The organism is Corynebacterium haematomassiliense (assembly GCF_013978595.1).
GTDB lineage: Bacteria > Actinomycetota > Actinomycetes > Mycobacteriales > Mycobacteriaceae > Corynebacterium > Corynebacterium lehmanniae.
The window spans coordinates 1,948,607-1,962,634 of sequence record NZ_JACDTZ010000001.1 but is presented as its reverse complement, the minus strand read 5'-3'; the positions used below and the strand labels follow the sequence as shown (position 1 = coordinate 1,962,634).

Genomic DNA, 14,028 nt, shown 5'->3' with positions numbered 1-14,028 from the left:
GTGATCTGTCAGGATCGGCACCCGTGCGGCAAAGTTCACTACCGAATGAATCTCCCTACCTCCGCCTGCAGAATCATTCGTTCGTCGCAAGTCGCGCAAAGCCCCGTGCGGAAAAATTCACCGTCGCCGCCCCGCCGAGTGAACTTTCCCCACAAACGCCGAAAACCCTCGACAAGCAGGGGTTTCCACACAAAAACTAGAGTGCGCCCGGAGGGATTCGAACCCCCAACCTTCTGATCCGTAGTCAGATGCTCTATCCGTTGAGCTACGGGCGCGGTGGCGGAGATGACAGGATTTGAACCTGCGGCCCCCGTCAAGGGGGCAACTCCTTAGCAGGGAGCCCCATTCGGCCACTCTGGCACATCTCCAGACCTTGCTCCACATTACTCTGTCGGCCCCGCGCGTCCAAATACACCCCGAAACGCCCTGGGCGAAATCCGTATACTCGGCCACATGAAAATCCACACCTGGCTCACCTCCGGCCTCGCCGCCCGCGACACTTCGAATGACCCGTCTGATTACCTAGTTTGGTTCCCTGCCAAGCTGGATTCGCTCACTGTTGGCCCATTGGTCGGCGAGAGCGCGTCCGTGCCGTTCTATTTCACCCCGAAGACTTCCGCGCTGGCTAAGTCCGCGGACGGCATTGTCCTCCTCGGCGTCCCCCTCGGCGATTTGGAAGGCTCGTGGCGCGCGGACAACCTCGGCAGCTCCGCCGAGTCCATTTCGGAGATCGCCGGTCTGCTCGGCGAGAACTTCGCGTACCGCAACGACGGCGCCGCGGTTGTGCAGCTGCGCGGCGAGTTCCCGATTGAGAAGGTGCAGGTCGTCGCCGGCCAGAATCGTCCGGATACGAAGCGAGCAAAGGATTTGCTTATCGACGTCCCTTCGGACTTCCCCGGCACCCGCCAATTCCACACCATGCCAGAGCTTTTCCCGGACGAGATCGCCTAACCAACACCAGCAATAGAAAAAACCGGCCAGGTGGATAACCTGGCCGGTTTTCGTCGATTAGCTAGCGATTACGCCGCGTCCTTGCTGGAGGATCCGCCGATGGAGGTGAAGGCCTCACCCTTTTCGTTGGAGCACCAGTCGTAGAGCACGCCGCCAGCGGCGATCAGGCCGATGACGCCAGCGGCGACGGTGCCGAAGCGCTGGACGTTCGGGTCCTGGCCAAGCTCCGCGATGCGACGGTTCGCCGCGTCGATCTGGCCACGCAGCTCAGCGAACTGGTCATCATCGCGGCCGCCACGGCCACCCTGACCCCAATCCGGGCTGTTACGGCGCATGGCCTCCTGGAACTGCGCGTTGATCTGGTTGACCTGCTCATTGATCGCACCCATGTACGGACGGGCGATCTCGCCGCCGAACGCGCCCAGCAGTGCCACCGGCACCAAGTACAGCAGCGGCGAGCGCACCGCGTTAGCCACACAGCGGTCGAGGGTCTCAGTCGACGAGCCCTTCTCCGGCTGCGGCTGCGGCTCACCAGTCGGCGGAGTCGGCTCACCCGGCTTCGGCTTCTGCACGCCGAGATCGAGGTCCAGGTACTCCTTGCCCTCTTCCACCGTGACCTTCTGGGTCACGCGCTTCGGGTCAGTCGGCTTCCAGTCGCGCGGACGGTACTCAATCTCGTAGTCGCCCGGCTCGACGGTGACCTTCCAGTTGCCGTCCTCGTCGGTGACGGTACGGGTGACCTCATTGCCGTCCTTATCGCGGACGATCACGGTCACATCCGGTGCACCCTCAGTCTCGTTCGGATCCTGCTTGCCGTTGCCATTGAGGTCGATCCACACGCGGTCGCCGATGCGGCCCGGCTTGATCGGCTCACAGTCGCACGTCACGTCGGTCTTCTTCAGACCCAGGTCGTAGGAGTCGTTGTATTCATTCGGCTTCACCGTCACCTTCGAGACCAGACCAGACTCATCCGAGCCCGGAACCTTGCCGGTGACCTCCCAGCCCTCAGGCTTGATAAAGCGGATGTCGTACTCAGCGTTCGGGGTCAACCCCTCAATCTTCCAGTCACCGTTCTCGTCGGTGACTGCAGAACGCGTCGGCTCACCCTCACGGGACACCAACACCACGACGTTTTCAAGGCCCTTCTCGTCATCACCCTGCTTGCCGTCGCCGTCCTCGTCGTGCCAGACGCGATCGCCGACAGAACCAGACGGCAGAATGCCAAGATCAACATCGAAATTGTCCTTGCCCGGCTCGATGACGATGGTGCGCTCGACCTGCTCCTTGTCGCTCGGGGTGCGCTCACCCGGCTCGTAGCGGACGGTGTACTCGCCCGGTTCCACGTCAACCTTCCAGTTGCCGTTCTCGTCGGTCACCGTACGGGTGATCTCATTGCCCTCCGGGTCCTTCACAATCACAGTCACGTTCGGAACACCCGTCTTCTCATCCGGGTCTTCCTTGCCGTCGCCGTTCTCATCGACCCACACACGATCACCGATCGTGCCCGGCTTCACCGGCTCGCAGTCGCAACCCGGATCGACCTTCTTCAAACCGAGATCGTAGGAGTCGTTGTACTCGTTCGGCTTCACCGTCACCTTCGAAACCAGACCAGACTCATCCGAACCCGGAACCTTCCCGGTGACCTCCCAGCCCTCAGGCTTGATAAAGCGGATGTCGTACTCAGCGTTCGGGTTCAGACCCTCAATCTTCCAATCACCGTTTGCATCGGTCACTGCGGAACGGGTCGGCTCACCCTCGCGGGAGACCAACACCACGACGTTCTCGAGACCCTTCTCGTCCTCACCCTGCTCGCCGTCGCCGTCCTCATCATTCCAGACACGATCGCCGACGGAACCAGACGGCAGGATGCCAAGGTCAACCTCGAAGTTTTCCTCGCCCGGCTCAATGACGATCGTGCGCTCGACCAGCTCCGGATCACTTGGAGTACGATCGCCCGGCTCGTAGCGGACGGTGTACTCGCCCGGCTCAACGTCAACCTTCCAATTGCCGCTTTCATCCGTGACAGTGCGGGTGACTTCGTTGCCTTCCGGATCCTTCACAATCACAGTCACACCCGGAACACCCGTCTTCTCACCCGGGTCCTCCTTGCCGTCACCGTTCTCATCAACCCAGACACGATCACCGATCGTGCCTCGCTTCGGCGCCTCAGCAGTGGTCGTGGAGTGGACCGTGGTCGGCACAGGCACCTGAGTCGTCAGCGTCGTCGGCACTGCCTGGGTAGTGGTCGTCGGCACTGCCTGGGTAGTGGTCGTCGGCACCGGAACCTGAGTCTTCAGCGTCGTCGGCACTGCCTGGGTAGTGGTCGTCGGCACCGGAACCTGAGTCGTCAGCGTCGTCGGCACCGACTGGGTCTTCGTCGTCGACACGACCTGGGTAGTGGTTGTCGGCACCGTCGTCGACGAGCAATCACACGGAGTTGACACCGTAGTCGTCTTCTCTACGGTAACCGGGGTTGGAACGGTGGTCGTCTCAGTCTCCGGCACGTCAATAAACAGCCCAAGGTCGTACGTGTCGTTGAATTCACCGGACTTCAGAGCTGCAACCTTGTCGGACAGACCGTTGGAGTCCACAGCGGCGTCGCCCGCCTTCGTCGGCGAAATGCGGAAACCGTCTGGAGCATCAAACTCCACGCGGTAGTCATCCACTCCAGGTGTAAGGCCCTCGATCTTCCATGTACCGCCTGCGCCGGTCTTCGTCTCGCGGACTTCCTCACCCGGGCGGGAGACTCGCACTACGACATCTGGAATGCCGCCCTCGCCGTCATCCTGGATGCCGTCGGCTCTGCCGACCTTTTCTTCGTCGCCTTCATCCAGCCACACGCGGTCGCCGATCGATGCGGGGACCACACCGAGGTCGATGGTCGGGTCGTGCTGGCCAGACTCGAGGGTGATCTTGGTCGAAAGCTCGTTGGAATCCACGCCGCGATCATCGCCAACCAGTGACTTGGTGGCCGATACGCCCTCGGGGAGCTCGAACGTGACTGTGTACTCGACACCCGGTGTCAGCCCGTCGATACGCCAGTTACCCTTGTCATCCGTGGTGGTTGTGCGCGGTTGCTCATCGACGCCCTCCGGCGCGGTCACCGTGACCTTGGCGTTCGGCACGCCGTTCTTTTCATTCTCGTCTTGGATACCGTCTGCGTTTTCGTCGACCCAGACGCGGTCGCCGACGGAGGCAGGCTTGATGAGCCCGAGATCATAGGTGGTGTTGTTCTCGCCCGGCTTCAGCGAAACCGTCGAACTCAGCGGGTTCGAGTCCTTGCCGCGATCCTCACCCTGCTCCGCCTTCGTGACCTTGTACCCAGCCGGCGGGGTGAACTCCACGGTGTACTCCACACCCGGAGTCAACCCATCAACACTCCACTTACCGTCCTTGTCGGTCGCGGTCGTGTGCGTCTCACCATTCGGGCCAGTCACTCGAACGATAGTGTTCGGCACCGGCGGTTCGCCTTCATCCTGGATGCCGTCGCCGTTGGTGTCCTCCCACACGAAGTCACCAATCGATGCTGGTTGGTAAACACCCAAGTCGTAGGTGTCGTTGTACTCACCCGGCTTGAGCGTCACCGTCGAACGCAAACCGTTGGAATCAACCCCGCGGTCTTCGCCAACCAACGCATCCGTGGCCTTGTACCCCTCGGGCAATTCGAACGAAACAGTGTACTCCACACCCGGAGTCAGTTCGTCAATGCGCCACTTGCCGTCCGCATCCGTCGTCGCAGTACGCGGCTGCTCGTCCGAACCAGCAGGCGGGGTGACGGTGACAGTCACACCAGCGAGATTCTCCTCGCCCTCATCCTGCACACCATTGCGGTTCGCATCGATCCATACGCGATCACCAACAGAAGCGGGCTTTCCGACGAGCCCAAGGTCATACGTCTCGTTGTACTCCCCAGTCGTCAGAGTCACTGTGGACGAAAGCGGGTTGGAGTCCGTAGCCTCATCGCCCTGCCCCGTCTTCGTGACCTGGTACCCAGCCGGAGGGGTGAACTCCACGGTGTATTCCACCCCCGGAGTCAGACCATCAACACGCCACTGGCCGTTGGAATCCGTTGTGGCAGTGTGAGTTTCTCCATTGCCGGTCACCGTCACGGTCACTCCAGCGACGTTCGTCTCGCCCTCGTCCTGTACACCGTTATTGTTCGAATCGAGCCACACCCGATCGCCAACAGACGCTGCCTTCACAAGTCCGAGGTCGTAGCTGGTGTTGTTCTCGCCCGGTTCCAACGTGACCTTCGAAGACTGCGGGTTCGAGTCCTTGCCGCGATCCTCACCTTGCTCAGTCTTAGTCACCTGGTACCCAGCCGGCGGGGTGAACTCCACGGTGTACTCCACACCCGGAGTCAACCCGTCCACACTCCACTTACCGTCCTCGTCAGTCGAGGTCGTGTGCTCCTCACCGTTCGGACCATTCACTCGAACGGTTGTGTTCGGCACCGGCGGCTCACCATCGTCCTGGATACCGTTGCCGTTGGTGTCCTCCCACACGAAATCACCAACCGAGGCCGGCGGCGTAATGCCGAGGTCGTAGGTGAGATCGCCTGTCGCGGGCACCGGATCCGTCGTAAAGCTCAAGCCATTCGAGTCGACGTCACCGTCACCCGTACCAGTCTTGGTGACCAAGTAATCCTTGTAGTCACCACCTGCAGGCAAGACGAAACGCACGTTGTACTGGGCGTCAGGAGTCAAGTCCTGCACAAGCCATTTGCCATCAGCGTCCGTGGTAGCGGTGCGATCCGGTTCGCCCTCGCGAGAAACGATCACCTTGACATTGGGGACGCCGGTGGTCTCATCCTCGTTTTGAATGCCGTCGCCGTTGGCGTCGACCCAGACGCGGTCGCCGATGAACGGGGAACCAAATTGAATTTCGTCCTCAATTTCTCGCTCCACATCTTTGCGATAGCTGACGATGTGCGTGAGTGAGCGGTTGGCCCATGCCTGCGCTTCGTCCTTGCTGCCCAGGCTGCATTCGCCGTTTTCATCCGGTTGGATCAGGTTGAGTTGGTGGAACTCGATCGTAGTTCCAGAACGGAGCCAAACTTCGCTTTCATCGATCTGATCGGAGTCCGCGATGCTTGTCGCATTAAAATTCCACTCCCATGCCTGCAACCAGTTCTGGTTGACGGAATAGGGGTAAGGGTCCCGTGGATCTTGTTTGGGATCGCCGACGGAAGCTTTATCCATCACCTCTTCAGTGATGACATTTCCGTTCGGATCCGTAATTCGGATACTGTAGCCAGGCCCAAAAAAGAATCCTTGCTGCTCGAGCTCTTGCCTTTTATCTGCGGCAAGGTTCGTCTGCTCTGCCCCTAGAGCCATCCACGGCAATTCTGTACCCACATATAACTGGACCAACTGCTGACCGTAACCGTCACCGTGGAGCGTATACTTGCTCCAGTTTTCCGACCTGCAGGCATCCGGGTAAGTGTGGAACTGGGAGTCTTTCTCCGGCTCTCGGAGCAGGTAAGTAAAGTCTTTTTGCCAACCCACCTTCGGTCGAAGCTGCGCATACATTCCAGCGAACGCGTGGAAAGGCACGGAACTGCCCTCCGAAACTCGCGCAGGCAGTTTTGCGCTAATCGGGTAATCACCATCTGGAATCTCCAGGATGGTATTCCCATCTCCATCTACTCCGGCGGGCTCACCGAAAAGGATCAGCGTTTCCTTACCTATGTGTTGGATGTCGTAGATAGGGTGTGTTTGCCTGCTCGCCCATTTGAAGTCCGTCGGTTCTGGATCTCGCCTCAGTTCCGTCTTCCCGTCATCGGGAATAACCCAGACCTTAAGGTTGCGAAGATTGGACTGCCCTGCTTCGCTGGGGCGCGATGTGGGCCTCGGCGGAACAGCGTCGAAAGTTAACAGGTAATTAAAATCCCCAGTTGGATTTGTTTCATCGACGGTTACTTCAATCTTCGGGTTGTAGCTCGGGGCCTCGACCGAATCCCAATTCACACTCGTATCAGCCGCACGCGCCACCGGCGCGTACTCCGGTGCCACCACTGGCACCGCGACGCTCCCGCACGCTAGCGATACTGCTCCAATAACCGCCGCAATGTTGCGGCGCAAACTGTTTTTCCTGGTCAAATTTTCGCTCATATGTACCTCCGCGTGGAGAGCGTTGATAAAGGGAAATCCCGCCTTCAGCATCCAGGAAAAGCAACGCTACGACGGCAGGGATGGTTCGCACACTACACGCGTCAATAAGCTTGCTGTCAGAGTTTTTGATTTATTTACCAAAGTTTCAGCAGCTGTTTGGACTTATCAGAAATCGGCCGTACGACATCCGCAACGCAAAACCGACCAGATGGATAACCTGACCGGTTTTTCGTGTGTCACCTAGCTGTTACGCCGCCTCACGACCCAGCCCAAACCCCCTCCCAATAAATTCACCGAGATTTAAGGAAGGGAGGGAAACCGGAGGCGTCGATAAGCAAATGCCCCCGAAAAGAAGTTGGCGGAGACGAGGGGATTTGAACCCCTGGAGGGATTAACCTCGCCGGTTTTCAAGACCGGTGCATTCGGCCGCTCTGCCACGTCTCCAACTCAGAGCAGTCTAACGTAGCCTTGCCGCATGAAAGCAATCAATGATGAGCTCATGCTTTACGACGCCCAAAGGCCCACCCCGCAAGACGGCGAAGTCCTGGTCAAGGTTGTGGCCGCCGGCGTGAACCGAGGCGACCTGATGCAGGCCGCCGGGAAGTACCCGCCGCCGAAGGGCGAGTCCGAGATTATGGGGCTGGAGTGCGCGGGGGTGATCGTGGATCCGGGCACGACTGGCCGCAAGGAGGGCGATGAGGTCGGCTGCCTGCTCGCCGGCGGCGGCTACGCGGAGTACGTGGCGGTGCCGGAAGGCCAGCTCACGCCGATCCCGTCGGGCCTGACCGTGGAGGAGACCGCGGGCGTGGTCGAGGTGGCGTGCACGGTGTGGTCGAACCTGGGCATGATCGCCGGGATCTCTGAGGGCGACAAAGTGCTCATCCACGGCGGCGCGGGCGGCATCGGCTCCTTCGCCATCCAGATGTGCAAGGCGCTCGGCTGCGAGGTGGCGGTGACCGCCGGAAGCCAGGAGAAGCTCGAGTACTGCCGCGAGCTCGGCGCGGACATCCTGATCAACTACAAGGAGCAGAACTTCGCTGAGGAGCTGCCCGGGTGGGCGGACGCGATCCTGGACGTGGTTGGCGGGCCGTACCTGGAGCAGAACATCAAGACGCTGAACACGGACGGGCACCTCATCGTCATCGCGGTGCAGGGCGGGCCGAAGGGCACCCTGTCGCTGGGCCGGATGATGCCGCGGCGCCTGTCCGTCACCGCCACCACCCTGCGCGCACGCCCCCGGCCGATGAAGGCGGCGATTGTCGCCTCCACGGTGGAAAATGTGTGGCCGCTGATCGAGTCCGGCAAGATCGCCCCGAACATCTCCGCGCGCTTCCCGCTCGCAGACGCCAAGAAGGCCCACGAGCACCTGGATTCCGGCGACAACACCGGGAAGATCCTTTTGGTGGTTTAAGCCAGCGACGCCACGGTGCGCACCAGCTGCTCGATGTCGTTCTGGGTGTTGAACGGCGACATGGCGATGGTCACGGCGCCGCCCATGTCGGCGACGCCCATGTCGTCGAGAAGCGGTGTGGCGCACGTCTGGGTGGCCACGATGCCGTTGGCCAACAGGCGGCGCAGCACGGTTTCGGACGGCACGCCGGTCACGCCGAACGCCAGGCGCGGGATGCGCTCCACGCGCGCGTCCTCGGCCGCCTCGCCGCTGACGCCGACGATGTGCACGGCGGGCAGGGTGCCCAAGAACGTGTGCAGGTCATCCCGCAGGCCGTTGAGGTAGGCGGTGGTCGCGTCCAGGGAGTACTTCAGGCGGTTGCGGCGGGTAGCGCGGCCGGTAAAGCCCTCGACCAGGGAGGCGTAGTGGTCCACCACCGCCGGCACCGCACCCGCCAGCCCCTGGGAAACCTCCAGGTCCAGCGCCTCCATGTCCAGGCGCTTGAACATGGCGGAATCGCGGAAGATCAGCGCGGCGATGTCCGGCCCGCCCAGCTGGGCGATGTCCACCGCGGCCACGTCCGCGCCCCAGGCCTCCAGGTCTACGGGCCGGTAGGGGGCGTACGCGGTGGTGTCCACAAGCACCCACGCCCTCGACTTCGCGCGCACAGCCTCCGCGATGTCGGCCACCCGCACCACGTTGCCCAGCTCCCGGTGCGCCGCCGGCACGGACACCAGGCGGGTGGAGCCGTCCGCGATCTCGCTGTACTGCCACGCCGGCAGATCGCCGGTGGCCAGATCCGCCTGCGCCCAGACCTCATCCAGCCCGGCGCGCTGCAGCCGCTTGGTCAAATGCGGCCGGTCCAGCGGGTTGAGCACGATAGAAGAATTACGGCGCAGCATCGGCTTCATCGCGTTGACCAGCGCCGAGTACAGCGCAGGCACGCTCGGGCCCAGCACCACCTGGTCCGCCGCCACACCGGTCAGGTCCGCGATGGCCACCCGCGCCATCTCCGGGTACTGCACGCCCTCCGGCTGGCCCAGCGCCTCCTTCGAGTGCGATCCCAGCACCGGCTCCGGCGGCGGCACCAGCGCCGCGCTGCGGAAGCTTCGCGAGACCGCCGTCGCCACCTTCTCCGGCACCTGCGGCTGCGTGTGGGCGTTCAGGTACGTCCAGCCGCTACCGAGCGATGTGTAGAGTCCACGCACTCCCCACACGTCATACGCCACGGCCGACCTCCCTTCAGGCAAGAATGCCCCAATTATGCACGCCCGTCCGACACGGCGCACACCGCCAGCTCGGGTGCGCAAATACAGTGCACTAGGGTGATCTGCGTGCACAACGAAGATCAGCTGCGCCAAGACGTCGCCCGCATGACCAGCCCTCCGGGCGAAGACACGCCGCCGTCGAAGTCCAAGACCTTCCGGCGCGCGTTCGACGACCTCATCCGCGGCTGGGGCCAACACGAGCTCTGGCTGCAACTGGGATGGCAGGACATCAAACAGCGGTACCGGAGGTCCACCCTCGGCCCGCTGTGGATCACCATCGCCACCGGCGTGATGTCGCTGGCGCTGGGCCTGCTGTACTCCATGCTGTTCCAAATCGATGTCGCGGAGTTCCTCCCGCACGTCACCGTCGGCTTCATCGTCTGGGGCTTCATCTCCGGCTGCATCAAGGACGGCGCGAACGTCTTCATCGAAAACGAAGGCCTGATCAAACAGCTCCCATCTGCTCTGTCGGTGCACGTGTACCGCCTGGTGTGGCGCCAGCTGCTGTTTTTGGCCCACAACATGGTGATCTGGCTGCTTTTGGTGCTGATTTTCCGCATCCCGCTGACCCTGCACACCCTGCTGTTCATCCCCGGCCTGGCCCTGCTCGTGGTCAACGGCGTGTGGGTGGCCATGTTCTTCGGCATGGTTGCCACCCGCTTCCGCGACGTCGCCCCGCTGCTGGAAGCGCTGGTGCAGCTGCTGTTCTACGTCACCCCGATCGTCTGGACCACCCGCACCCTCAAGGACCAGAGCGGCGAGGTCGCCCAGCGCGCCATGCTCGCCGAGGTCAACCCCCTCTACCACTACCTTGAGATCGTGAGGGCCCCGCTTATCGACGAACCGTTGGCCGCCTACCACTGGGGCATCGTCCTTGCCTGCACCGTCGCCGGCGTCCTGATCACCCTGCTTGCCATGAAGCGCTGGCGCTTCCGCGTGCCGTACTGGGTTTAGGAGTTTAGGAGTTTCACATGGTTTCCATCGACACCTACAACGCCTGCGTCGACTTCCCCATCTTCGACGCCAAGTCCCGCTCCCTGAAGAAGGCCGTGATGTCGTCCGCCGGCGGCAAGATCGGCCAGAACGCCTCCAACACCGTGGTCGTGGAGGCGCTGCGCGACATCAACCTGCACCTGCGGGAAGGCGACCGCGTCGGCCTGGTCGGCCACAACGGCGCCGGCAAGTCCACCCTGCTGCGCCTGCTCTCGGGCATTTACGAGCCGACCCGCGGCGTCGCCGACGTCCGCGGCCGCGTCGCCCCCGTATTCGACCTGGGTGTGGGCATGGACCCGGAGATCTCCGGCTACGAAAACATCATCATCCGCGGCCTGTTCTTGGGCCAGACCCGCAAACAGATGAAGGCGAAGATGGACGAGATCGCCGAGTTTTCCGAGCTCGGCGACTACCTCAGCATGCCCCTTCGCACCTACTCCACCGGCATGCGAGTCAGGTTGGCACTCGGCGTGGTCACCTCCATCGAGCCGGAGATCCTGCTGCTCGACGAGGGCATCGGCGCCGTCGACGCCGCCTTCATGGCCAAAGCCCGCGTGAGGCTCGCCGAGATGGTGGAGCGCTCCGGCATCCTGGTCTTCGCCTCCCACTCCAACGACTTCTTGGCACAGCTCTGCAACACCGCCCTGTGGGTGGACAAGGGCGAAATTAGAGAGGCCGGCCTGGTCGCCGACGTCGTGGGCGCCTACGAGGGCCCCGAGACCGGCGAGTACGTCGCGGAGCTGGTCGAGCGCTTCCACGGCGACGCTGACGTCGAAAAGCCCTAGCCCCCCTCTCTCCCGACACATCGTGGCCGAATCTGTCAGGCAGGTCTCAAACCCCCAGGTCGCCCCAAACGGCCACCGTAATCTGTCAGGAGCACCCCTCCCCTCCCGGCACATCGTGGCCGAATCTGTCAGGCTGGTCTCAAACCCCCAGGTCGGCACATATGGCTGCCGTAATCTGTCAGGACTGGAGCTTGTGGATCAGCGCCACGAGCTTCTCCACAAACTTGTGCAACGACGCCGAGGTGAAGCGCAGCACCCGCCACCCACAAATGGTGAGGTCGGTGTTGATCTCCGTGTCTTTGTGCCACTGCTTCGCCTCGCCGTGGTGGGCACCGTCGTACATGATCCCGATCCCGAGCTCCGGAATGGCCAGGTCAAACGTGGTCACGATCTTGCCGCCGTCCCGGACAACGACCTGCTCCTCCAGCCGCAACCCAAACTTGTCGCACACCATCTGGGCGAGCAGGCGCATTTCGGTCTCTTTCGGCGAGTCCGCCAGCTTGCTCGACTTCGCAAGCGCGCGGGTGAGCCACCGCTGGCACACCGTCCCTGAGCTCGCTTGCAGGATGTCCACCGGGTCAATGCCCAGGTGGCGCCGCACGCAGTCGATGAGCGTGACCGCTTCCACAAGGTCCATGCTGTGGCCGGCGAAGGTGGCGCCATTGCTTTGCGACGTCCTCCGGATCTCCCTCAGCACCTGCGCCGTCGCCGCCGCCGGGCTAGCAACCTGAAACGCATGCCCGTAGTGCCGGACCTGCCAAACGTGCTCAGGCTTGCATCCGCGGCGCACGATCGACGGCTTGTAGATGTTGCCGTGTGAGTTGCGTTCCGCCGATGGGTCCATGAGCACGGTGTCTTTGCCCTCGACTCGGTACTTGAGCCCGTACAGCGCAAGCGCGCCATGGGCGAGGACCACGTTGGAGGGGTTCTCTATCCCGAAGGCGGCGGCACGGTACGCGGCGGGGACTTGGTAGATCACTCCCCGCGGGTGGCTTCGCGAGTCCGCCCGGGCTAGCTCGTAGGATCTCTGTTCCCGCGCGAGCATGTGGAATCGCACGCTCACCTGCACCGTTTGCATCCCCTGGGGCAGGTTCCCGGCGGGGAGCAGGCTGTTCTCTGGACCGACATTCATCCCGTCATACAAATTCGCCATGCCTACTTAGACGTGAAGAATGCGCGTTTGGATCCCTCGGGCACAATAAAAAGCATGACTGCGTTGAATCCGAACGGCACGACCGCCGCCGTGATTGTCACCCACCGCCGCGTTGACCTGCTGAAACACTCGTTGAAGCAGGTGGTTAACCAGACGCATCCGGTGGATTGGGTGATTGTGGTGGACAACGGGGCGCAACACGAGGTGCAAATGCTTCTCGACGACCTCGCGGCCGACCGCGCCGTCTACCTCCCATCCAAAACCAACCTGGGCGGCGCGGGCGGGTTCGCCTACGGATTCCTGCACGCCCTGGCCCTGGGCGCGGACGCCATCTGGTGCGCGGACGACGACGGCCGCCCCAAGGATGAGCACGTGCTCAAAGAGCTGTATCGGGTCGCAGAAAAGCACCAGTTGGCGGAGGTCTCCCCGGTGGTGGCGAACATCGACGACCCTGAGAAGCTGGCGTTCCCGCTACGCCAGGGAACGACCTGGCACCGCCGCGTCGATGAGCTCGAAGGCGACTTCCTGCCCCAGTACGCCAGCCTGTTCAACGGCGCGCTGATCTCGGCAAAGGCGATGGAGCGCATCGGCGTGCCGGATTACCGTCTGTTTATCCGGGGCGACGAGGTGGAGTACCACCGTCGTCTGGCACAATCCGGACTTCCCTACGGCACGGCGCTGACCACGTTCTACCTGCACCCGGACGGCTCGGGCGAGTTCCACCCGATCATGGGCGGCCGCGCCCACGCCCAGTTCCCGGACAACCCCACCAAGCGGTATTTCACGTACCGGAACCGCGGCTACATCATTAACCAGCGCGGCATGAAGAAGATGCAGCTGCAGGAGGTGGTGCGCTTCGGCTGGTTCTTCCTGCTGGAGAAGAAGGACCCGAAGGCGTTCATCGAGTGGCTGAAGCTACTTCGGCGGGGAGCCAAAGAGGACTTTAGGCGGCCATAGTTTTCTTGGCTTCGCGGAAGATCAGGTGCCGCTGCAGCTCAAAGTTGACTACGGTGGCCACGCCCTGGGCGATGACAAAGGACACGACGTTCTTCCACGGGTTGACCAGGCCCAGCGACGTCAGCGGCGAGTCCGTCACGCGCCACAGCACCATCTGCACCGCGAACGTCACGGCGTAGAGCACGAAGACTGCCCCGGCCTTCTTCGCGTTGATCTTGGATTGGAAGGAGAACTTGGAGTTGAGCACGTACGCGGCGAGCGTGCCGAAGACCCAGCCGACGGCCTTGGCAACGTCGCGCTGCCACCCCAACGGCACGTCCAGGGTGTAGGTGATGCCGAAGTCGAGGACGGCGCAGCCGACGCCGACCAAGAGGAAGGGCACGAGCTGCTGTTTCAGGGTAGAACTTGAAGCCACGGG

Annotated in this window: 9 protein-coding genes and 3 tRNA genes; 5 read left to right on the top strand and 7 right to left on the bottom strand. The window is 62.4% G+C overall.

Annotated elements, in window-relative coordinates; translation table 11 throughout:
* Positions 1 to 202 precede the first annotated feature (202 nt).
* Together H0193_RS09140 and H0193_RS09135 are read right to left on the bottom strand one after the other, a co-directional pair.
* Positions 203 to 275: transfer RNA gene (locus H0193_RS09140), tRNA-Arg, on the bottom strand.
* Positions 276 to 277: 2 nt separating this feature from the next.
* Positions 278 to 368 (bottom strand) — tRNA-Ser (locus H0193_RS09135).
* Positions 369 to 453: 85 nt separating this feature from the next.
* On the opposite strand from H0193_RS09135, the gene H0193_RS09130 reads away from it, so the two are divergent.
* Positions 454 to 951, top strand: a complete 498-nt coding sequence (locus tag H0193_RS09130) for a hypothetical protein (RefSeq protein ID WP_181889513.1) — start codon at positions 454 to 456, stop codon at positions 949 to 951.
* A gap of 68 nt (positions 952 to 1,019) precedes the next feature.
* Here H0193_RS09130 and H0193_RS09125 read toward each other — a convergent pair whose 3' ends face one another.
* Positions 1,020 to 6,152, bottom strand: a complete 5,133-nt coding sequence (locus H0193_RS09125; RefSeq protein ID WP_181889512.1) for an SdrD B-like domain-containing protein — start codon at positions 6,150 to 6,152, stop codon at positions 1,020 to 1,022.
* A gap of 1,268 nt (positions 6,153 to 7,420) precedes the next feature.
* Positions 7,421 to 7,508 (bottom strand) — tRNA-Ser (locus H0193_RS09120).
* Positions 7,509 to 7,539: 31 nt separating this feature from the next.
* Between H0193_RS09120 and H0193_RS09115 the strand changes: the two genes are divergently transcribed.
* Positions 7,540 to 8,475 (top strand): NAD(P)H-quinone oxidoreductase, encoded by a 936-nt coding sequence (locus tag H0193_RS09115; protein WP_181889511.1) that lies wholly within the window; start codon positions 7,540 to 7,542, stop codon positions 8,473 to 8,475.
* Here the strand turns inward: H0193_RS09115 and H0193_RS09110 are convergent.
* Positions 8,472 to 9,683 carry an aminotransferase class V-fold PLP-dependent enzyme gene (locus H0193_RS09110; protein WP_181889510.1) on the bottom strand — a complete coding sequence of 404 codons (1,212 nt, stop codon included), beginning with the start codon at positions 9,681 to 9,683 and terminating at the stop codon, positions 8,472 to 8,474. The genes H0193_RS09115 and H0193_RS09110 overlap by 4 nt on opposite strands.
* 144 nt (positions 9,684 to 9,827) lie before the next feature.
* Here H0193_RS09110 and wzm point away from each other — a divergent pair, with 144 nt between their 5' ends.
* Together wzm and wzt are read left to right on the top strand one after the other, a co-directional pair.
* Positions 9,828 to 10,676, top strand: coding sequence for a galactan export ABC transporter permease subunit Wzm/RfbD (wzm, locus tag H0193_RS09105; protein WP_181889677.1), 849 nt, complete (start codon positions 9,828 to 9,830; stop codon positions 10,674 to 10,676).
* 17 nt (positions 10,677 to 10,693) lie between these two features.
* On the top strand, positions 10,694 to 11,500 hold the full coding sequence (gene wzt / locus H0193_RS09100) for a galactan export ABC transporter ATP-binding subunit Wzt/RfbE (RefSeq protein ID WP_181889509.1): 807 nt from the start codon (positions 10,694 to 10,696) through the stop codon (positions 11,498 to 11,500).
* Positions 11,501 to 11,678: 178 nt separating this feature from the next.
* On the opposite strand, the gene H0193_RS09095 is transcribed toward wzt, so the two are convergent.
* Entirely contained in the window at positions 11,679 to 12,653 is a 975-nt protein-coding gene (locus H0193_RS09095) for an endonuclease domain-containing protein (RefSeq protein WP_181889508.1), read from the bottom strand.
* A gap of 54 nt (positions 12,654 to 12,707) precedes the next feature.
* Here H0193_RS09095 and glfT1 point away from each other — a divergent pair, with 54 nt between their 5' ends.
* Positions 12,708 to 13,610, top strand: a complete 903-nt coding sequence (gene glfT1 / locus H0193_RS09090) for a galactofuranosyltransferase GlfT1 (protein ID WP_181889507.1) — start codon at positions 12,708 to 12,710, stop codon at positions 13,608 to 13,610.
* On the opposite strand, the gene H0193_RS09085 is transcribed toward glfT1, so the two are convergent.
* Positions 13,597 to 14,025: a GtrA family protein gene (locus H0193_RS09085; RefSeq protein ID WP_338026637.1), complete on the bottom strand. Its 429-nt coding sequence runs from the start codon at positions 14,023 to 14,025 to the stop codon at positions 13,597 to 13,599. The genes glfT1 and H0193_RS09085 overlap by 14 nt on opposite strands.
* Positions 14,026 to 14,028 lie beyond the last annotated feature (3 nt).

Bases quoted from the DNA above. Each gene is read 5' to 3' on its own strand.
- H0193_RS09130 (WP_181889513.1), top strand. From the start codon at position 454: ATGAAAATCCACACCTGGCTCACCTCCGGCCTCGCCGCCCGCGACACT.
- H0193_RS09125 (WP_181889512.1), bottom strand. From the start codon at position 6,152: ATGGATAAAGCTTCCGTCGGCGATCCCAAACAAGATCCACGGGACCCT.
- H0193_RS09115 (WP_181889511.1), top strand. From the start codon at position 7,540: ATGAAAGCAATCAATGATGAGCTCATGCTTTACGACGCCCAAAGGCCC.
- wzm (WP_181889677.1), top strand. From the start codon at position 9,828: ATGACCAGCCCTCCGGGCGAAGACACGCCGCCGTCGAAGTCCAAGACC.
- wzt (WP_181889509.1), top strand. From the start codon at position 10,694: ATGGTTTCCATCGACACCTACAACGCCTGCGTCGACTTCCCCATCTTC.
- H0193_RS09095 (WP_181889508.1), bottom strand. From the start codon at position 12,653: ATGGCGAATTTGTATGACGGGATGAATGTCGGTCCAGAGAACAGCCTG.
- glfT1 (WP_181889507.1), top strand. From the start codon at position 12,708: ATGACTGCGTTGAATCCGAACGGCACGACCGCCGCCGTGATTGTCACC.